The 19526-nt window shown below is 67.8% G+C and carries 17 protein-coding genes; 10 read left to right on the top strand and 7 right to left on the bottom strand.

Going from position 1 to position 19526, the window contains the following annotated elements; genetic code table 11:
* Positions 1–154: 154 nt before the first annotated feature.
* Positions 155–817, top strand: a complete 663-nt coding sequence (locus tag KRR55_RS15695; protein ID WP_217390063.1) for a GntR family transcriptional regulator — start codon at positions 155–157, stop codon at positions 815–817.
* Positions 818–835: 18 nt separating this feature from the next.
* Here the strand turns inward: KRR55_RS15695 and KRR55_RS15690 are convergent, their stop codons facing one another.
* Complete coding sequence (locus tag KRR55_RS15690) at positions 836–2488, bottom strand: PucR family transcriptional regulator (RefSeq protein WP_217390062.1); 1653 nt, start codon at positions 2486–2488, stop codon at positions 836–838.
* A gap of 118 nt (positions 2489–2606) precedes the next feature.
* Between KRR55_RS15690 and KRR55_RS15685 the strand changes: the two genes are divergently transcribed.
* Positions 2607–4100 carry a CoA-acylating methylmalonate-semialdehyde dehydrogenase gene (locus KRR55_RS15685; protein WP_217390061.1) on the top strand — a complete coding sequence of 498 codons (1494 nt, stop codon included), beginning with the start codon at positions 2607–2609 and terminating at the stop codon, positions 4098–4100.
* Positions 4101–4133: 33 nt separating this feature from the next.
* The gene (locus KRR55_RS15680; protein ID WP_217390060.1) at positions 4134–5507 is read left to right on the top strand and encodes an aspartate aminotransferase family protein; all 1374 of its coding nucleotides are present in this window, start codon (positions 4134–4136) and stop codon (positions 5505–5507) included.
* A gap of 95 nt (positions 5508–5602) precedes the next feature.
* Here the strand turns inward: KRR55_RS15680 and KRR55_RS15675 are convergent, their stop codons facing one another.
* Complete coding sequence (locus tag KRR55_RS15675; RefSeq protein WP_217390059.1) at positions 5603–6130, bottom strand: hypothetical protein; 528 nt, start codon at positions 6128–6130, stop codon at positions 5603–5605.
* Between the two features lie 161 nt (positions 6131–6291).
* Here KRR55_RS15675 and KRR55_RS15670 point away from each other — a divergent pair, with 161 nt between their 5' ends.
* Together KRR55_RS15670 and KRR55_RS15665 are read left to right on the top strand one after the other, a co-directional pair.
* On the top strand, positions 6292–6762 hold the full coding sequence (locus KRR55_RS15670; protein ID WP_217390058.1) for a hypothetical protein: 471 nt from the start codon (positions 6292–6294) through the stop codon (positions 6760–6762).
* A gap of 128 nt (positions 6763–6890) precedes the next feature.
* Positions 6891–7484 (top strand): YgdI/YgdR family lipoprotein, encoded by a 594-nt coding sequence (locus tag KRR55_RS15665; RefSeq protein ID WP_217390057.1) that lies wholly within the window; start codon positions 6891–6893, stop codon positions 7482–7484.
* Between the two features lie 114 nt (positions 7485–7598).
* On the opposite strand, the gene KRR55_RS15660 is transcribed toward KRR55_RS15665, so the two are convergent.
* The 4 genes from KRR55_RS15660 to KRR55_RS15645 all read right to left on the bottom strand — a co-directional run bounded on the left by KRR55_RS15660 (position 7599) and on the right by KRR55_RS15645 (position 12405).
* Positions 7599–9035 (bottom strand): aldehyde dehydrogenase family protein, encoded by a 1437-nt coding sequence (locus KRR55_RS15660; protein WP_217390056.1) that lies wholly within the window; start codon positions 9033–9035, stop codon positions 7599–7601.
* Between the two features lie 80 nt (positions 9036–9115).
* The gene (locus KRR55_RS15655) at positions 9116–10594 is read right to left on the bottom strand and encodes an APC family permease (protein ID WP_217390055.1); all 1479 of its coding nucleotides are present in this window, start codon (positions 10592–10594) and stop codon (positions 9116–9118) included.
* Positions 10595–10729: 135 nt separating this feature from the next.
* The gene (locus KRR55_RS15650; protein ID WP_217390054.1) at positions 10730–11659 is read right to left on the bottom strand and encodes an AraC-like ligand-binding domain-containing protein; all 930 of its coding nucleotides are present in this window, start codon (positions 11657–11659) and stop codon (positions 10730–10732) included.
* A 152-nt stretch (positions 11660–11811) separates the two neighbouring features.
* The gene (locus tag KRR55_RS15645) at positions 11812–12405 is read right to left on the bottom strand and encodes a TetR/AcrR family transcriptional regulator (RefSeq protein WP_217390053.1); all 594 of its coding nucleotides are present in this window, start codon (positions 12403–12405) and stop codon (positions 11812–11814) included.
* 178 nt (positions 12406–12583) lie between these two features.
* On the opposite strand from KRR55_RS15645, the gene KRR55_RS15640 reads away from it, so the two are divergent.
* Together KRR55_RS15640 and KRR55_RS15635 are read left to right on the top strand one after the other, a co-directional pair.
* Positions 12584–14500: a primary-amine oxidase gene (locus tag KRR55_RS15640; protein WP_217390052.1), complete on the top strand. Its 1917-nt coding sequence runs from the start codon at positions 12584–12586 to the stop codon at positions 14498–14500.
* Positions 14501–14510: 10 nt separating this feature from the next.
* The gene (locus KRR55_RS15635; protein WP_217390051.1) at positions 14511–14990 is read left to right on the top strand and encodes a hypothetical protein; all 480 of its coding nucleotides are present in this window, start codon (positions 14511–14513) and stop codon (positions 14988–14990) included.
* On the opposite strand, the gene KRR55_RS15630 is transcribed toward KRR55_RS15635, so the two are convergent.
* The gene (locus tag KRR55_RS15630) at positions 14987–15763 is read right to left on the bottom strand and encodes a TetR/AcrR family transcriptional regulator (RefSeq protein WP_217390050.1); all 777 of its coding nucleotides are present in this window, start codon (positions 15761–15763) and stop codon (positions 14987–14989) included. The genes KRR55_RS15635 and KRR55_RS15630 overlap by 4 nt on opposite strands.
* A gap of 129 nt (positions 15764–15892) precedes the next feature.
* On the opposite strand from KRR55_RS15630, the gene KRR55_RS15625 reads away from it, so the two are divergent.
* The 3 genes from KRR55_RS15625 (at position 15893) to KRR55_RS20385 (ending at position 19504) form a co-directional block, all read left to right on the top strand.
* On the top strand, positions 15893–17560 hold the full coding sequence (locus KRR55_RS15625) for an amidohydrolase (RefSeq protein ID WP_217390049.1): 1668 nt from the start codon (positions 15893–15895) through the stop codon (positions 17558–17560).
* 82 nt (positions 17561–17642) lie between these two features.
* A complete protein-coding gene (locus tag KRR55_RS15620; protein ID WP_217390048.1) occupies positions 17643–19109 on the top strand; it encodes an NAD(P)/FAD-dependent oxidoreductase in 1467 nt (488 codons plus the stop codon).
* Positions 19106–19504: a cupin domain-containing protein gene (locus tag KRR55_RS20385; RefSeq protein ID WP_217390047.1), complete on the top strand. Its 399-nt coding sequence runs from the start codon at positions 19106–19108 to the stop codon at positions 19502–19504. The genes KRR55_RS15620 and KRR55_RS20385 overlap by 4 nt, the downstream gene beginning before the upstream one ends.
* The last annotated feature ends 22 nt before the right edge of the window (positions 19505–19526 follow it).

Here is a 19526-nt window from a genome sequence, read left to right as displayed (position 1 = left end):
CGGGAGGTGGAACGCTGTGAATTGTATTCACCGTATACAGTGGATACAGATGGGTCAAGGGTTTTTTGTGACCCGCGCCACCATCCCGCGCCGAACAGCGAAAACCGCACGCTAGACTGCTGGGAACCGCGAAGGAAGATACTCAGGGAGACGCATGGCTACGGGAGTCCACGACGCACGGCCTCTGGCGGTGCGGGTCCACGAACAAATCGCCTCCGAGATCGTCAATGGCACGCTGAAGCCCGGAACCGCGCTCGTCCAGGAACAGGTCGCCGCGCAATATGGCGTCTCCCGCACCCCCGTGCGCGATGCGCTGGCCCAGGTCGCCATGGAGGGCCTTGCCACGCTGGTGCCCGGAAGCGGCTACGTGGTCAACGACCTCACCACCCAGGACGTGCGCAACGTCTTCGAGGTGCGCTACCACCTGGAACAGCTGGCACTGACCCAGGCCCTGGGCAAACACACCCCGGCCCAGCTGGTAAGGCTCAGGGCCCTGATCGACGAATTCGAGACCTTGGACCCCACCGACGCCGAAGAGCAATTCCGGCTGGGGAAGGAATTCCACCTCAAGCTCATCGAGCCCTGTCCCAACGAGTACCTACGCGAGACCCTGGGCAGCATCTGGGCACACCCGATCCAGCGGCGGATCACCCGCGCCTACCAGTTGGGGCCGGAACACCAGGCCGCCATCGCGAGCGAGCACCGCGCAATCCTCAAGGCCCTGCCCGCCGGCGAACTCGACACGATCATCCGGGCGCTGGGCCGCTGCCACGACCCCGGCGACATCGACCCGCGCAGCCTGCCGGCTCGCGATTAGTTTTGGGTTTCCACCCGCCTAGTGGCGGCGGCCCAGATCTCTCCACAGCAAGGCAACGTGCAGGGAGGTTCGCGACTCGGCGTCATCCAGGCTGACCCCAAGCTTGTCCTCGAGTTTTTCGAGCCGCGCGTAGAGCGCCGGCCGGCTCAGGAACCCGGTGCGGGCCAGGGCCGACTTGTTGCCGCCGTGCTTGAGGTAGAGGCCGAGCAGCTCAAGTGCGGGTTCGTCGAGCGGGTCCAGGATTCCGGCCAGCTCGGCCTCGGCAAAGGACCTCAGCCGCGCGTCCTCGTGCATCAACGCGAGCAGTCCGCGCAGCCGCACGTCGGCAAAGCGGTAGAAGGGCCGCGCGCGGGTGTCGAAGGTTGCCACGGTCTCGGCCACCTGGACCGCTTCCTCCAATCCATGGGCGGCATCCTTCACGTTTTTTCGCCCCCTTCCCACACCCACCGACCAGTCAACCGACCCCTGGCCCTGGGCAAGCTGCCTGCAGATCCGCTCCAGCAGGGGCTCCTCCAGCTGCCTGGCACCCACGCCCAGCACCATCCCGATCTGGCCGCTTTGCAGGCTGGCGGCCAGTGCTGTGGCCCTGGCCGATTCCACCACGGCATTGAGCGCATCCAGCAACGCGCGCTCGCGCAGCTGCACCCCCGTCGGTGTTTGCCCGGCGCGGACATCCAGCCGGAACACCACCGGGACGTAGTGCGGGGCTTCGCCCAGCCCCAGGGCGCCGGCGCGGATCAACACCTCGCCCTCCCCCAGGGCGTGCTGCTGGCGCAGTTCGTGCAGCAGCCCCGCCCGGGCCTGGTGCAGCAATTCCTTTTGGTCCCGTCCGGCCAGACGGGCAATGGACAGCGTCTGCCCCGCGCGCTCAAGGACCATGGTGGCGTCCTCGTCGTCGGCCAGTTCGCCGGGGACCACCAGCCGGCCCCAGCGCTGGCCCTGGATCCCGACGGGCGTCTGCAGCCAGCTCTCCTCCCCCGCCCCGCGCCCCGTGCTTTCCAGGTACCCGACCCTGCGCGAGCGCTCCGGCCAGTGCGCAAGCAGCTCCGCGTCGGGTTCCGGGCCCGCATCGAAGCCCAGGACCAGGTGGGCCACGTCCTCCAGCACCACCGGCGCCCCGATGAGTTCGGCGGCCCGTGCCACGATCCCTTCCTCGGTCGCATTCTGCAGGCTCAGCGCGGTGAAGACCTCGTGGATCGTTCGGGAGCGTTCCAGCGCGGCAAGCTGGTCCGAGACCAGCATCCGGTGCACCACCTCGGTGATCTCGACAAAGCGCACGCGCTTGTGCAGCAGGATCACCGGGAAACCTGCCTGCCCCGCCAGCCGGCGCAGGGCGGCGATCGAGGCGCCGCGCTCCCGGTCCGCCCCGGCAACCAATTCGACGATGAGCCCGGAGGCCCCCGCGGCCCGCACCTGTGCCAGGAACCCGGCGACCCCCGCCCCGGCCTCCCCGAAGGCCATTCCCGTGGTCAACACCAATTCCCCGCCGGAGAGCAATTCGGCCAGGTCGGGCGTTTCGGCCACGTGCACCCAGCGCACCGGGTTGCCCAGCAGGTCCGCGCCTCCCAGCACCTCGGGTTCCCCCGCGGCAACGGCAGGCAATTCAAGGACCCGGGCAATGCCCAGGGTCCCGGAAACGGCGGGCTTCTGATGGCTGGCGGCGGCACTCATGGACAAAGTGTATTGCTTTTACACAAAGAGTTGACAGGTTGCCCATATCCCCCGTGTGTCCCGGACGACACAATGGACTCAATACCGGATTTACACCATCCTGAAAGGACCCCGCACCATGCAGACTCTCTCCCACTGGATTGACGGAACCACTCTGGAAGTCCCCGCCGATTCCCGCTTTGCCGACATCACCAATCCCGCCACCGGCAAGGTCTCCTCGCGCGTGGCCCTTGCCTCCGCTGAAACCACCGGCGAGGCGATCGCCGTGGCCCACGCGGCGTTCCCCGCCTGGCGCGACACCTCGTTGACCCGACGCTCGCAGATCCTGTTCAACTACCGCGAACTGCTGAACAAGCGCAAGGCCGAGCTGGCCGCCATCATCACCGCCGAGCACGGCAAGGTGCTTGACGACGCCATGGGCGAGATCTCCCGCGGCCAGGAGGTCGTCGAGTACGCCTGCGGCATCCCGCACCTGGTCAAGGGCGGCTACACGGAGAACGCCTCCACCAAGATCGACGTCCACTCGATCCGCCAGCCACTGGGCGTCTCGGCCATCATCTCCCCCTTCAATTTCCCGGCCATGGTGCCCATGTGGTTCTTCCCCATCGCCATCGCCGCCGGCAACACCGTGGTGCTCAAGCCCAGCGAGAAGGACCCGACCGCCGCCCAGTGGATGGCCGAGCTCTGGAAGGAAGCAGGGCTTCCCGACGGCGTGTTCAACGTGGTCCACGGCGACAAGGAATCAGTTGACGCCCTGCTGACCGACCCGCGCGTTGCCTCGGTTTCCTTCGTGGGCTCGACCCCGATCGCCCAGTATGTCTACGCCACCGGCACCGCACACGGCAAGCGCGTCCAGGCCCTGGGCGGGGCCAAGAACCACATGCTGGTGCTCCCGGATGCCGACCTTGACCTGGCGGCCGACGCCGCGGTCAATGCGGGCTTCGGCGCGGCCGGCGAGCGCTGCATGGCCATTTCGGCGATCGTCGCCGTCGACTCGATCGCCGACGAACTGGTCGCCAAGATCGCCGACCGCACCGCCACGCTGCGCGTGGGCGACGGAACCCGCGGCTGCGACATGGGCCCGCTGGTCACCGCCGCACACCGCGACAAGGTTGCCGGGTACATCGACGCGGGCGAGGCCGCGGGGGCGACCATGGTGCTCGACGGGCGCAAGGTGAACCCGGATGCCGAGGGCGAGGGCTTCTTCCTGAACCCGACCCTCTTTGACAACGTCACCCGCGACATGTCGATCTACACCGACGAGATCTTCGGCCCGGTGCTCTCCGTTCTCCGCGTGAATTCCTTCGAGGAAGGCATCGAGACCATCAATGCCAACCCCTTCGGCAACGGCACCGCGATCTTCACCAACGACGGGGGCGCCGCCCGCCGCTTCGAGAACGAGATCCAGGTCGGTATGGTGGGAATCAACGTGCCCATTCCGGTCCCGATGGCCTACTACTCCTTCGGCGGCTGGAAGAACTCGCTCTTCGGGGACACCCACGCCTACGGCGCGGAGGGCATCCAGTTCTTCACCCGCGGCAAGGTCGTCACCTCTCGCTGGCTGGACCCCAGCCACGGCGGCCTGAACCTCGGCTTCCCGCAGAACGCCTAGGCTCGACGTACCGCCAGAAAGGGCAAACACACCATGAGCATCGATGTGAGCACCGAAACCATCGCCGCAGGGCAGATCGCAGCGGGCGCCCGCGCCCACGAACTGGACCGCGCGCACGTCTTCCATTCCTGGCAGGCACAGGGCCAGTTCGACCCGATGACCATCCTGAAGACCGCGGGTTCCTGGGTCTGGGACGGGGCGGGCAATAAGTTGCTGGACTTCTCCTCGCAGCTGGTCAACACCAACATCGGCCACCAGCACCCGAAGGTCGTCGCGGCGATCCAGGACCAGGCGGCGCAGATCTGCACCATCGCCCCGCAGTACGTCAACGACGCACGCTCCGAGGCCGCACGCCTGATCGCCGAGCTGACCCCCGGGGACCTGAACCGCATCTTCTTCACCAACGGCGGCGCCGACGCCAACGAGCACGCCATCCGCATGGCCCGCCTGCATACCGGCAAGCACAAGGTCCTGGCCGCGTACCGCAGCTACCACGGCGGCACGCACCTGGCAGTGAACGTCACCGGCGACCCACGCCGCGTGGCATCGGACAACGCCACCGACGGGGTCGTGCACTTCTTCCCCGCCTACCCGTACCGCTCCTACTTCAACTCCACCACGGAGGCCGAGGAGACGCAGCGCGCCCTGCGCCACCTGGAGGACACCATCATCCTCGAGGGCCCTGGCACCATCGGCGCCCTGGTCCTGGAGTCGATCCCGGGCAGCTGCGGCATCTACGTGCCGCCGGCGGGCTACATGGAGGGGGTGCGGACATTGACCCGCAAGTACGGCATCGTCTTCATTGCCGACGAGGTCATGGCCGGCTTCGGCCGCGCCGGCAAGTGGTTCGCCGTGAACCACTGGAACGTGGAGCCCGACCTGCTCACCTTCGCCAAGGGCGTGAACTCCGGCTACGTGCCGCTGGGCGGCGTGGCGATCTCCGATGCCATCTTCGAAACCTTCCGCGACCGCGCCTACCCGGGCGGCTTGACCTACTCCGGACACCCGCTGGCCTCCGCCGCCGCCGTGGCAACCATCAACGCCATGAAGGAAGAGGGGATGGTGGAGAACGCCGCCCGCCTCGGCGAGGACATCATCGGCCCGGCCCTGGACGAGCTGAAGGCCAGGCACCCCTCCGTGGGCGATGTCCGCGGAACCGGCTGTTTCTGGGCCGTGGAGCTTGTCACCAACCGCGAGACCCGGGAGCCGATGGCGCCCTATGGCGGTTCCTCGCCGGCCATGGCCGCGGTGACCGGTGCGCTGAAGAAGGCCGGCATGCTGCCGTTCGTGAACTTCAACCGCATCCACGTGGTTCCGCCGCTGAACATCGGCGACGAGGACCTGCGCGCGGGCCTGGCCATGCTGGATACGGCACTGTCGGTCGCCGACGGGTACGTGGACGCCTAGCCGGCTCAAAGACAGGAGCAGGCGGTGGCCGGGTTCGGGGTGATTTCCCCGGGACCCGGCCACCGTTGGTTTGGGTCCTGCCCCTTGGCTGGCAGCTAGCCGGCGGCCTGGGTGACAAGCACCTGCCAGGTCGCTTCGGGCCCGGCCTCGACTGACACGTGCAGTTCCTCGCGCGCTTCGCTCGCGTAGCTGTTTCGGCTGACTTGATCCGGCTCCAAGTCCTCGCAAGCCGAGGCGAACCCGGTGCCATCGGTCAACGTGATGCTGATTGGCCCGGTGCCCCGGCATGTCCAGTAGACAATCGTTTCGCCTTGGTCCAAGGCATTGCCGGCGGCTTCCGCACCCCTGGTTCCGCCTCGGGCGGATCCCGTGCCAATCATCCGGAAAACCTCTTCCTCGCCGTCCCCGGGTTTCAGCAGTGGTTCCCCTGTCGCGACATCGACGTATTGGATCGATTCCCATTCGCTGGCCACTTCGGGTTGAACCGGCAGAGGTGCCGTCTGTTGCAGCGACTCGGAAGGATCCGCCAGGTCATCGGTGAGGGTCGTGCATCCCGGCAACAGGCTGCCAAGGCACAACAAGGCGAAGAGTTTCAGCGCCGGCTTATGCCTGTTGTTCCCCATGGGTCTCCCCCTTCATGGTTTTCCGGCGCCCGCTGCGGGATTCCCGGTTTCCGCTCCTGTTTGACAGAGCCTATGGCATCGTCGCGCGGAATGGAGCCGCCCACGCCAGATACGCCTTTCGGGCGATGCGGAGGTTCCGTTCCCTTGGCTAGGCTTCGACCATGAACCAGCCGGTCGATTTCGCAACGCCACAGCTCTACCTTGCCGCCGCAGTGATCCTGGCGGTGTTTGCCGTGCCCCTGGCGATCCACGCATACTTCCGCCGGCGTAAATTCCGTCGCGACACCGAGAACCTCCGGACCTTCGCGCGCCGCCGGGACATCGGGGTCGAATCCGGGGTTGCCGCCGCGGGGATCATTGCCGCCTTGGTGTGCGCTGGTGTCTTCGGGCTCGGGTGGAAGCAATCGGCCAATAATCTCGTGGCAAACGTCGAAAACCGATACGCCGTCACCGATGTGGTGATGACAAGTTGGAACGGGTCGTGGGCCACGGTCGACCTGAAGGACGGCAAAGGCCTGGCAGCCACGGGGATCGAGGTGTCCTTCGACGCCGTGGGTACTCCGGTTTTGCGGGATCCGGCGTTCGCTTTGGATCCCCGGCACGCAGTGGATCACTCCCTCGAACTTCGCTAGGGAGCACGTGACCGGTACCTTCGGCCCGTGGTCTGCGCCCCGGCCTCCACCTGCGGTCCCAGATGGATGCCCGGAAGCTGCACCCGTGTTCCGATGTGCGGCCGCTATTCGGTAAATAGTCTGGAGGCATGACACTGACAGCACATCCCCGGCCATCGACGTCCATACGCCCCAAGGCCCTGCTGCTGGCCTCGGCCACCATCCTGGCGGGCCTGGCACTGTCCGGTTGCAGCGCCCTGGGCATCGAGTCCACGTACGACAAGAGCACCGGCCACGAATTCGCCACCGGCGCCGAAGGCAAGGAACAGCAGGTGCTGCCGGCCTGGGTCCCCGACGAGGCCACGAACATCAAGGAAATCGTGCGGACCACGGGGAACGAACGCATCCTGCGCATGGACCACGCCGGGGCGCTGCCCCCGGGCTGCGTGGCCATCGCGGAAACGGGCAAGCCCACCATGGCGGAGCTGGCCGAGGGGCTGGAGCTGGAGGACCCCGCCCCCATGCAGGAGATCGCCGGGCGAGTGGAATCCCAGTACCAAACGCCACTGCTGTCCGCAGACTGGTGGCCCACCGGCCAGGAAAACCTGACCACCCACCTGTGCGGGAAATGGTGGGTGTCCCGGGACGACAGCAGCCTCACCGCCTATGCCCCGGAGCTCAAGGGCATTGCCGAGAACATCCTCGCCGAGCAGGCCAAGGCGCAGCGCGCCAAGGTCGACTAGCCACCGGCAGATACTGCCTCGATAGTGGCGGTGTGGACGCAAAAAAGGGCCGGGGCAGGGAGTGCTCCCGCCGGGCTGAAGCACCCCCTGTCCCGACCCCGTCGGTGGACGAACCTAGCCGTTGATCACCTGTGGCTGGCCCAGGGCCTTGAGCCCGTCAACGCCGAATTCGACGCCGTAACCCGAGGACTTGGCACCGCCAAACGGGATCCGCGGATCCACGCCGCCGTGGCTGTTGATCCACACGGTGCCGGCCTGCAGGCGTGCCGCCACCTCGCGCGCCGCGGCGCGGTCGGCGGACCACACCGAGGCGCCCAGCCCGACGTCCAGGGCGTTGGCCAGCTGGACCGCCTGCTCGATCGAGTCGACCTTGACGATCGGCAGGACCGGGCCGAACTGCTCCTCGACGACCAGGGGGTTGTCGGTGGCGATGTCGGCGACCAGCGTGCTCGGGTAGAAGTAGCCCGGCTGCTCCGCCTGCGGGTTCGCCCCGATCAGCACGCGCGCGCCGGAGTCGGTGGCCTGGCGGACCAGGTTGGCGACGATGTCGTACTGGGCCTTGTTCTGCAACGGGCCCAGCACGTTGGCCTCGTCCAGCCCAACGCCCATCGGCATGTTCCTCGCGACCTCGGTCAACGCCTGGCAGACCTCCTCGTAGATGTCCTTGTGCACGTAGAGGCGCTTGAGCGCGGCGCAGGTCTGGCCGGTGTTGATGAAGGCGCCCCAGAACAGGTTCTCGGCAATGGCCTTGGGGTCCACGTCGGGCAGCACGATGCCGGCGTCGTTGCCGCCCAGTTCAAGGGTCAGGCGCTTCACGGTGTCGGCCGAGGACCGGATGATGGCCTTCCCGGTGGCGGTGGATCCGGTGAACATAACCTTGTCGATGTCCTTATGGGTGCTCAGCAGCTGGCCGACGTCGCGGCCGCCGGCGACCACGTGCAGCACGCCGGACGGGAGCACCTGATTGATGACGTGGCCCAGGGCCAGCACACTCAGCGGGGTGTATTCACTGGGCTTCATCACCACGGTGTTGCCCATGCGCAGGGCCGGGGCCAGCTGCCAGACCGAGATCATCATCGGCCAGTTCCACGGGCCGATGGCACCGACCACGCCGAAGGGGCGGTAGTGCATCTCCGCGTAGGTGGTTCCGTCGTCGACGAGCACCTCGGCCTCGAGGTCGAACGCGGCTGCGGCGCGCAGCCAGGCCGCCGCGCCCCCGACCTCGAAGCGGGCGTTCGGGCCGTTGAGCGGCTTGCCCTGCTCGCGCGAGAGCAGCTGGGCCAGCGCCTCGGCGCTTGCCTCGATGGCGTCGGCGGCCCGGTTCAGCAGGGCGCGGCGTGCCGCGTGGCCCAGCGCGTCCCATTCCGGTTGTGCCGCGTGGGCCGCGGCGATGGCGGCCTCGAGGTCCGCGACCTCGTGCTCGGGTGCGCGGCCCACCGGCCCGCCGGTGGCCGGGTCGAGGATTTCGCGTCCCCCGGTGGCCGGCTGGATCGCGGCAAGCAGCTCGTCCGCGGTGGCGTAGCTGGCAATTGTTGTGGTGTCGGTACCCATGGGTCCTGCTCCTGTCGTTGGTTCCAAAAGTGAGTTTGTGATGAAGTCTTGCCGGGGCTCCCGGGCCCCGCGATGTCGGTCTATGCGCCTTGGTCCGTGTCCCCGCCGCGTCCGATGCGTGCGTAGATCCCGGGCCGCGTCCGGCGAAGCCGCATGCCCCACAGGCAGCCCAAGACGCCCGGGACGACGACCAGGGCCGGCAGCAGCCAGCCGAGCACGCCTGCCTCCTCCGAACCGATCAGCACGTCGAAGTTGGCCACGATCGCGGCAAAGAGGGCGGCCAGGGCAAGGCCGGCCAGCAGCGGCGCCACGAGGGCGGTCCACCTGCCGAGCCCGTGCGGCTCGGCGCGGAAGTATCCGATGACGGCGAAGGAGGTCAGCGTCATGAGCATGACCAGCCCGAAGGCGCCGGTGTTGGTCAGCCAGGTGAACAACGTGAGCACCGGGAACATGGCATCCTGTCCGGCCCCCGCCACGGTGAAGACCAGCAACACCAGCAGGGCAAGGACGGACTGGGTCAGCGAGCCGGCGACCGGGGCATGGGTCCGGGCGTTGGTCCTGCCCAGCGCCGCGGGCATGACACCTTCGCGTCCCAGGGAGAACAGGTAGCGGGCCACCACGTTGTGGAACGCGATCAGCGCGGCGAGCAGGCTGGTGATAAACAGCAGGTTGCCCAGGTCGACGAACCATCCCGGGGTGTGCCCGGCGAGGAACGCGAACACGAGGTCCGGCCCCATTTCGCGTGAGGCGTCAATGACCTTGGTATGGCCTTCGCCCACGGCCATCGACCAGGAGGAGAAGGCGTAGAAAACGGCGATGATGGCCACGGCGATGAGCGTGGCCCGGCGCGGGGTCCGTGCCGGGTCCTTGACTTCTTCGCCGTAGATGGCCCCGGATTCGAAACCCATGAATCCGGCAATGCTGAAGGAGAGAGCCGCGCCGACCCCGGCGGTGAAGAGGTTGCCCGGCTCAAGGGAGGCCCCCGAGATGCCCTCGGGCGCCACCTTCAGCGCCAGCACGTCGTAGACCACGACGACGAGGAACTCGCAGGCGACGATGACGCCCAGCACCTTGGCCGAGAGATCGACCCGGCTCACCCCGAAGATGCCCACCAGCACCCAGCCGGCCAGGGCGCAGAGCCACCACGAGGCGGACAGCCCGAACGATCCGGCCAGGAAGGAGGACAACGCGAAGCCGAAAAGTCCGTAGATGCCGATCTGCATGGCGTTGTAGCTGATCAGTGCGACCCACGAGGCGCCGATTCCGGCGGGCTTGCCCAGGCCCCGGGCCACGTAGGCGTAGAAGGCGCCTGCGTTCTGCACGTGCCGACTCATGGCCGTGTACCCCACGGCAAAGACCAGCAACACCACACCGAGCACCAGGAATGACAGCGGGACCCCGAGCACCCCGCTCACGGCATAGTCGCTGGTGACCCCGCCTGCCACCACGGTCAGTGGCGCTGATGCGGCAATGATCATGAAGATCAGTGCGGGCACCCCGAGCGTGCGTTTGCCCAGGCCCGGGGCCTCGGTAATTTGTGATTCGATGGATGCTGCCATGGGAAGTTCCTCCTTGAAGCGTCTTTCCTACCAGCTTGCTTTCCAGGCAGGTGCCGGCGCTTGGCTTTGCGTGAGCGCTCCTTGGCAAACAGTGCAATCTTGCCCTCGGGCCCGGCCCGGCTATCGTGTCGAAACTTAGGCTTGGTCCCTAAACGCCGAGGGCGAGAGCCCGTACGCCACGCGAAAGACCCTGCTGAAATGCGCTGCATCGGGAAAACCCCAGCGGGAGCCAACCACTCCCACGGGGACGTGGCGTTGAAGGGAATCTCCCAGGTCTCGTCGGCATTGCTCGAGCCTTCGGGTGCGAATCCATTCGGCGACGGTGTGTCCCGACTCGGCGAAAATCTTGTGCAGGCTGCGCAAGGAGACGAAATGGGACTCGGCAATGGATCCCGGGCACAATTCGGGATCGGCGAGATGCTCGTTGATGTAGGCCTGTATTGCCAGGAGCTGTCGGTGATGACCGTCGGCTGCCGAGTCGTCGTGGTCGTGGAGTTCGGCCGCGAGCAAGGTGCCCAACAGGTCAATGGCATTGGCGGCCAGCCGATGCCCCACGGGATCCCGAAGCTGCGGAAGCAGGCCCGCCAGTTGCCCCAGGAATGGCGTGACCGCCCGACCCAGGGGATGTTCTGTTCCGATGGCAGTGGCCGTCATCTCCCGGATTTGGGCCACGGGCAGTCCCAGCTGGTGCTGGGGAAACATGAGGACGAGGGTCTTGAAGTCCTCCTCGAACATCAGCGTGTAGGGGCGCTGCGTGTCGTAGATGGCCAGTTCGCCGGGCCGCAGCAGGGTTTCCCGACCGTCCTGCAGCAGGATTCCATGCCCACTGAACTGCAGGTTGAGCTTGAAGTGCGGCGCGTCGCCTGCGGCCAGCAGGTTTTCTGTGCGGCGCACCGCGTGGGCAGTGGCCTCGACCTGCATGACGCCCACAGAGCCGAATTGGCTGCCGGCGATGCTGCCGGCAAAGGATCCCGCACGCACCGGTTCCGAATGCAGCGGAACGAAGGCACTGGACACGAGCGACTTCCAGGCTTCGAAGGAATCAACGTGTTGCATCTGGTACATGTGCGAGAGACCTTTCCCCAATTGCGGTGACGTCCCTCGGCATAAACGGCTCCAAGGGAAGTGAACGACATCACATTCCAGTCAATGTACGCGCAACAGCCCCCAAAGTCACGTTTTTTCTCTGACTGTAGGTTTTAAATCCAGGTGCAGGGTCAGCCCGCCTTCAGCAGTGAAAGATGTTGGTCCAACTGGGCGCGCAGTTGCGCCGGGTCATTGAACCCCGCATCCAGCACTGCAGCGACCTGGGCGCCCAACAGGAACGTGAGCAGCGATTCCGCCGCGACCTCGCCAACAACTCCCGCGCGCAGCGAGCCCTTGCTCCGCGCTTGCGCAAGCCACCCGTTGATCCATTGACGCCACTGGAGCATGGCCTCGTCGTTAAGTGCAGCGAATCCGGAATCGTGGATGGCGGCCTGCCAAAACGGGATCACGACCCTGGCCTCGTCGAGACGATCCTCATCCAGGGGCAAGACCTCCAGCGCAAATGCACGAAGGGCATCCAGCCCGGCCAGACCCTGGACGGAGGATTCGACCCGGGCATTGGTGCGGCCGAAGACGTGGGTAAAGGTTGCGCGGACCAAGCTGGCCCGCGTGGGAAAGTACGGCTTCAACGCCCCGTTGGCAAAGCCGGCCTCGGCCGCCACGTCGCGCAGGGTCACCCCGTCAAAGCCGCGGTGTGCAATGACCCTCCAGGTGACCTCGACAAGCTCAAGGCGGCGGGCGTCATGATCAACAATCTTTGGCATGCCACCCATCCTACGGATCCATCCACCCGCTGGCGCACGGCGCACCGCCCGGGGACGACCCCTTGCCATGCCCGACAAACACGGTTATTCTCTACAAGCAGAGAATAAAAACGTGGTGCAGGTCACCGCCATCGGTAATGCACGTCTCGTTCGTCCCCACCCCCGAAAGGGCAACGCCATGAACCCCAGCAACGCCATCGACAACGACACCCGCCTCGGCGCCTATGCCCTTGCCACCGAAGCGGAAATCGCACAGGTGCGCACCATCCTGGCCGAAAACGGCCACTTCCCGGAATCGGCCCGCGTGGCCTACCTGGGACTCGAGGATCCACGACGGGACGCGACGGAGACCGATCGCCGCTTCCGCATCTTCCTCCTCGATGTCGACGGCAACCGCCCCAAGGACGTCGTGGTTTCCGTGACCCGCGGCGAGGTGGAAAGCGTCATCGAGCTGGACACCGCCACCAGCGGCGAGCTGCCGGTGCTGGAGGAGGAGTTCGAGGTCGTCGAGCAGTTGCTGGCACAGGACCCGCGCTGGCTGGAGGCCCTGGCCAAGCGAAACCTCGACGTGGAGAAGGTGCGCGTCGCCCCGCTCTCTGCAGGTGTGTTCGAGTACCCGGAGGAATCGGGCCGCCGGATCCTGCGCGGGCTGGCCTTCGTGCAGGACCACCCGGAGGACTCGGCCTGGGCCCACCCGGTCGACGGACTCGTCGGCTACGTGGACGTGGGAAACCGCAGCGTGGATACGGTCATCGACCTGGGCGTCGTCCCGATTCCGGCCGAGCACGGCAACTACACCGACCCCGAATTGACCGGCCCGCTGCGCACCACGCAGAAGCCGATCTCCATCACCCAGCCGGAGGGCGTGAGTTTCGACGTCACCGGCGGCAACCACGTCGAATGGGAGAAATGGAGCCTGGACGTGGGCTTCGACGTGCGCGAGGGCCTGGTGCTGCACAACGTTTCCTTCGAGGACAAGGGTGCGCCCCGGCGCATCCTCAACCGCGCCTCCATTGCCGAGATGGTGGTCCCCTACGGCGACCCGTCCCCCGTGCGCAGCTGGCAGAACTACTTCGACACCGGCGAATACCTGGTGGGACAGTTCGCCAACTCGCTCGAACTGGGCTGCGACTGCCTGGGCGAGATCCACTACATCTCCCCCGTCGTCTCCAACGCGCGCGGCGAGGCCCGCACCATCCGCAACGGCATCTGCATGCACGAGGAAGACTATTCGATCCTGGCCAAGCACTCGGATCTGTGGAGCGGCATCAACTACACCCGCCGCAACCGCCGCCTGGTGATTTCCTTCTTCACCACGATCGGCAACTACGACTACGGCTTCTACTGGTACCTCTACCTCGACGGCACCATCGAGTTCGAGGCCAAGGCCACGGGCATCGTGTTCACCAGCGCACTTCCGGACGGGGAAACACCGTACGCCTCCGAACTGGCCCCGGGCCTCGGCGCCCCCTACCACCAGCACCTCTTCGGTGCCCGGCTGGACTTCGCCCTGGACGGCGGCCCCGGTCGCGTCGAGGAGGAGGACGTGGTGCGGGTCTCGACCGGACCGGAGAACCTGCGCGGCAACGCGTTCTCCCGCAAGCGCACCGTGCTGGCCCGCGAGTCCGAGGCGATCCGCGACGCGGACAACTCCGCCGGACGCACCTGGGTCATCTCCAACCCGGAATCGAAAAACCGTTTGGGCCATCCGGTGGGCTACAAGCTGCACCCGCAGGGAAACCCCACCCTGCTGGCCGACGAGGGATCCTCGATCCACCGCCGCGCCACCTTTGCCTCCAAGGCCCTGTGGGTCACCCCGGCAACCGAGGACCAGCGCTACCCGACCGGCGACTTCGTGAACCAGCATGCCGGGGGCGCCGGGCTGCCCGAATGGGTCAAGGCCGACCGCAACATCGACGGCGAGGACCTGGTCCTCTGGCACACCTTCGGGCTCACGCACTTCCCGCGCCCGGAGGACTGGCCCATCATGCCGGTGGACACCGTGGGCTTCAAACTGCGTCCCGAGGGCTTCTTCGACCGCTCGCCCGTCCTGGATGTCCCGGCGCCGGCCACCGGCAAGTCCTGCCACTCCTAGGGCAAATGCCATGACCACCACCCAGGCCGCTATCGCATGGCCCGCACGGCCGATCGCCGCGGGCGCCCCGGTGCGCGCCCGCCGCGGTCCGGGAGCCGGCTTTGCGCGGGCCGTCGCCGTCCTTGCGGCGGGCCTGGGCCTGGTGCACGTTTGGGTCATGGTCGCGTTCCCCCACGGACCGTGGGCGGGCGCCGTCCTCGGTGCCATGGTGCTGCTGTGCTTCAAGTGCGCGCACCGGGCCTGGGGAAACCCGGCGGCCCTTCTCGAGCTGCTGGCCATGTCCGCCCTCATGGCCCTGGCGCACACCTTCATGGCGCTGGGAGTCCACGGGCACCGGCACGGCGGCGATTCCGCAGTGGCATCAGCGAACGCCGGAGCCGGGGCGATGCTCGCCGTCGCCGCGGCCGAGCTGGTGCTGGTGATGCTGTGCGGGATCGGCCTGCGGCTCGCCGCCCCACACCCCGCTGCAGGGAAGGGACCGCGCAGCTAGCCTTCGGCAGCCGCGTTGCCGCGGGGGCGGGCTTCCGGGTTCTCTCCGGGGACCCCGCCGTCGCGGCTTATTACTCGGTGCTCGAGCCGTGCGGCAATCCCCGCCAACAGCAGGTCGAGGGCGAAGCGGTGGTTGTCCTCGTCCTGCACCGCCGCCAGCATCGCCACCGAGGACACCGCCAACGGGTAATCCCGCTCCGGGACCCGGGCATAGCTGCGCACCCACGCCGCATCGTCCTGCGCCGATTTCTCGCCCAGCAGCGCCAGGCCGGCGCTGAACCCGGTCCAGGCCAGCATGAAATCGCCGCAGGCCCGGTAGACCAGCACGGCCTCGGACCGTTCGAACCCGGCTTCCTCCAGCGCGCGAAGCATCGCCTCGATGAACTTCAGCTCGCCCTCCTGCCGCGTCACGCGCAGGGCCGCCAGCGCGGCGACCTGCGGATAGCGCAGGAAGCCCGCCCGGGTCCGCAACATCAGGTCCCGCAGCGACTCGTCCCAGCGCGGGCTCGGTCGGTAGCCCTCCATGCCCTTGCCGATCACGCGGTCGGCGAGCGCCAGCAGCAGTTCGTCCTTGTCGGCGAAGTGGCGGTACAGCGCGGTGGGGTCGGCGCCGAGTTCCCTGCCGATCTTGCGGAAGGACAGCGCGTCGGCCTCGGGGCCCCCGGCCAGTCTCAGGCAGGCTTCCAGGATGACGTCCCGGCCCAGTCCCCGGGCGCGTCGGCGCACGGCCGGCGCGGCATTCACCGGCCCGCGTGCCGGATCCCTGGTGTCCATGGGTGGTTGCAGCTCCCTTGCCAGTCGCCAATGTCAACACCGTTGACTTTAGCCCCCTGCTGCGATTTTATGAACTGGAACACACTTCATCCGGCGGCAAACCGCGCACCGCGCACCGAAAGGGCATCCGTGAGCGAGACCTGGCTATTTCACTCGGGCACCATCTTCGACGGCCACGCACTCCTGGACCCGGGCAGCGCCGTCGCGGTGCGCGACGGGCGGATCCTGGCGGCAGGCCCGGAAGTGCAGGTCCGCGCGGCACTACCGGACCCGGACCACGACGTGTCCCTGGCCGGCCGGGCGCTGTCCCCCGGTTTCACCGACGCCCACGTCCATGCCCTGATGGGCGGCGTGGAGTCCCTGGCCTGCGACCTCACCGGCGCCGAGGGTCCGAACGAAACCCTGGCAGCCATCGCCGCCTACGCATCCTCGAGCACCGGCGGCTGGCTCACCGGCGGCGGCTGGACCATGAGCGATTTCCCCGGCGGCACCCCCACCGCCGCAATGCTGGACCCAATCACCGGCGCGAGCCCCACCTACCTGATCAACCGCGACCACCACGGCGCCTGGGTCAACACCGCGGCGCTCCGGCTGGCAGGAATCGCCGCAGCCACCCCCGACCCGCCCGACGGGCGCATCGAACGGGACGCGCAGGGAAACCCCACCGGAACCCTGCACGAGGGCGCCATGGACCTGGTGAACTCCCTGATCCCCGTCCCCGAGGCGGCCACCCTGCGCGCGGGGCTGCTGGCCGGCCAGCGGCACCTGCACTCCTTCGGGATCACCGGATGGCAGGAGGCGATCCTGGGCAACTACGCCGGATACACCGATGCCTCCGGGATCTACCGCGAGCTGCAGGCCCGGGGCCTGCTCACCGGGCAGGCCGCGGGCGCGCTCTGGGTCCCCCGCGAGACCACCCTCGAGTCAGTTCCCGCCCTGGTCCAGGACTTCCTGGCCCGCCGGAAGGAAAACGCCGCCGCCGGGTTCCGCACCACGACCGCGAAGATCATGGTCGACGGGGTAGCCGAGAACCGGACCGCCGCCATGCTCGAGCCCTACCTGCGTGCCTGCGACTGCGCCCCCGGCTCACCGGGCGACACCGGGCTGCGCTACCTCTCCGCCGAGGTGCTCTCCGCGGTTGCCGTGGCGCTGGACGCCGCGGGATTCGACCTCCACCTGCACGTCATCGGCGACGGGGCCGTCCGCATGGGACTGGATGCACTCGAGGCAGCCCGCGCGGCCAACGGCGCCACCGGCGGGCGCCACCACCTCGCCCACCTGCAGGTCATCCACCCCGACGACGTGGCACGGTTCGGGGCCCTGGGCCTGAGCATCAACGCCCAGGCGCTCTGGGCCTGCAACGACGACCAAATGGTGGAGCTGACCAACCCGATCCTGGGCCAGGAACGCGCCGGCTGGCAGTACCCCTTCCGCTCCCTCATCGACGCCGGGGCGCACCTGGTGATGGGATCGGACTGGCCTGTCTCCACACCCAACCCGTTCGAGGCCATCCACGTTGCGGTCAACCGCACCGCCCCGGACCGCCCCGATGCCGCACCGCTGGTCCCGGAACAGGCCATCACCGTCCTGGAGGCCATGCGCGGCTACACGGCCGGCAGCGCCTGGGTCAACCGCGACGCCGAGGGCGGCAGCCTCCGTCCCGGGTCACGGGCCGACCTGGTGCTGTTGGACGCAGATCCGTTCTCCATCCCTTCCTCCGACTTGCACCGCGTGGAGGTGGAACTCACCCTCGCCGCCGGGCACGCGGTCTTTGCCCGTGCCGCCGCCGGCGTCTAGGGCCCCAGGTCCCTTCCAGCTTCCCCCACGCATTTTGCAAGAGCACTCCAAGATCACTTCTTCTTCCATGCAAGGAACCTCCATGAGCAGCATTCCTGCCACGTCCAACCGCACCCCCGTCTCCTTTGACCGCATCGAGGCCTCGGTCGCCGGGTCCACCATCGACGCCTCGCTCAGCGGCACCACCTATGCCCCCTACTGGCTGTGCCATCCCGACCGCCCCGCCGCCCTTCCCGCGCTGGAAGGCAATCTCTCCACCGACCTGTTGGTGGTCGGTGGCGGCTACACCGGACTGTGGACGGCATTGTTGGCCAAGGAGGCCGATCCAGACCGCGAGGTCGCGCTCATCGAGGCCGAGACCGTCGGCTGGGCCGCCTCCGGCCGCAACGGCGGGTTCTGCGAGGCTTCCCTGGTCCACGGCGAATCCAACGGCGAGCGGCACCTGCCCCGGGAAAACGCCAGGCTCACCGAACTCGGCGCCGAAAACCTTGCCGGCATCATCGCGACCATCCACAGGTACGGCATCGACTGCGACCTGATGACCGGCGGCGTGCTGAATGTCGCCACCGAGAAGCACCAGGTGCCGTGGCTGGAGGAGGAAGCGGCCGGCAACCCGGAAGTCGTTGTCCTGGACGCCGGGCAGGTGCGCGCCCACATCGACTCCCCGCTCTTCGAGGGAGGAATCCTGGAGGAGGACTCCACCGTCCTGGTGCACCCGGCCAAGCTTGCCTGGGGGCTGCGCCGGGTGTGCCTCGAACTCGGCGTGAAGATCTTCGAACACACCCGGGGCGTCGAGCTCACCTCCACGGACGCCGCGATCCGGGTGCGCACCGGTGCCGGGGACATCAGCGCCCGGCGCGTCGCGCTGGCCACCAACGCGTTCCCGTCGCTGCTCAAGCGCCACCGGCTGCACACCATCCCGGTCTACGACTACGCCCTGATGACCGAGCCGCTCACCGGTTCCCAGCGTGCGGCGATCGGATGGGAGGAAAACGTAGGCCTGGCCGACATGAACAACCGCTTCCACTACGCCCGCCCCACCGTCGACGAGAACGGCGGCCGGCGGATCCTCTATGGCGGCTACGACGCGGTCTACCACTACGGCCGGAGGATCAAGCCCGGGCACGACAGGCACGATGCCACCTTCCGGAAGCTGGCCGCACATTTCCTGGGTACCTTCCCGCAGCTGGAGGGGATCGGATTCTCCCACGCCTGGGGCGGGGCCATCGACACCTGCAGCCGGTTCTTCGCCTTCTTCGACACCTCCCACGGCGGCAGGGTCGCCTACTGCGCCGGATTCACCGGCCTGGGCGTGGGGGCCAGCAGATTCGGGGCCCGCGTCATGCTTGAGCTCCTCTCGGGGCAAAAGACCGAGCTCACCGAGCTGGAATTGGTCAGGAAGAAGCCGTTGCCCTTCCCTCCGGAGCCGGCGGCCTGGATGGGCGTGAGGCTGATGACCCACGCGCTGGCCAAGGCCGACCGCAACGAAGGCAGGCGCGGCCCGTTCCTGAAGGCCATGGACGCCGTGGGCATGGGGTTCGACTCGTGAGCGCCGGGGAATTCCCGCAGCTGCGCGGCGGCCAGGCACTGCGCGCCAACCGGGTGCCCGTGGTCCACGAACCCGTTTCGGAGGACCTGGCCGCCACCGCATCCACCACGACCGCCACGGTGCCGCTGGGCACGCTGGCAGGGACCGCGTTCGGCATCTGGGAAATGGGCGTCGGTTCGATGTACGACGTGGAGGCGGAGGAGGTCTTCGTGGTCACCGCCGGGCACGGCACCGTGGTCATCGAGCCGTTCGACGGCCATCCAGCGCGGACCGCGGACCTGGTTCCCGGCACCGTCATGCGCCTGGCGGCCGGAATGAAGACCAGCTGGACCGTCACCGAGCCCCTGCGCAAGGTCTATTTCACGCCTGTCGATGCCGCGGCGGGCACCGCGTAGGGTGCCCGCGGCCCGGTGCGGT

It is taken from the genome of Paeniglutamicibacter quisquiliarum, from assembly GCF_019084045.1.
GTDB classification, from domain to species: Bacteria; Actinomycetota; Actinomycetes; order Actinomycetales; family Micrococcaceae; genus Paeniglutamicibacter; species Paeniglutamicibacter quisquiliarum.
Note: the sequence above shows the minus strand (reverse complement) of the source record. Positions and strands in the feature narration are given on the sequence as shown.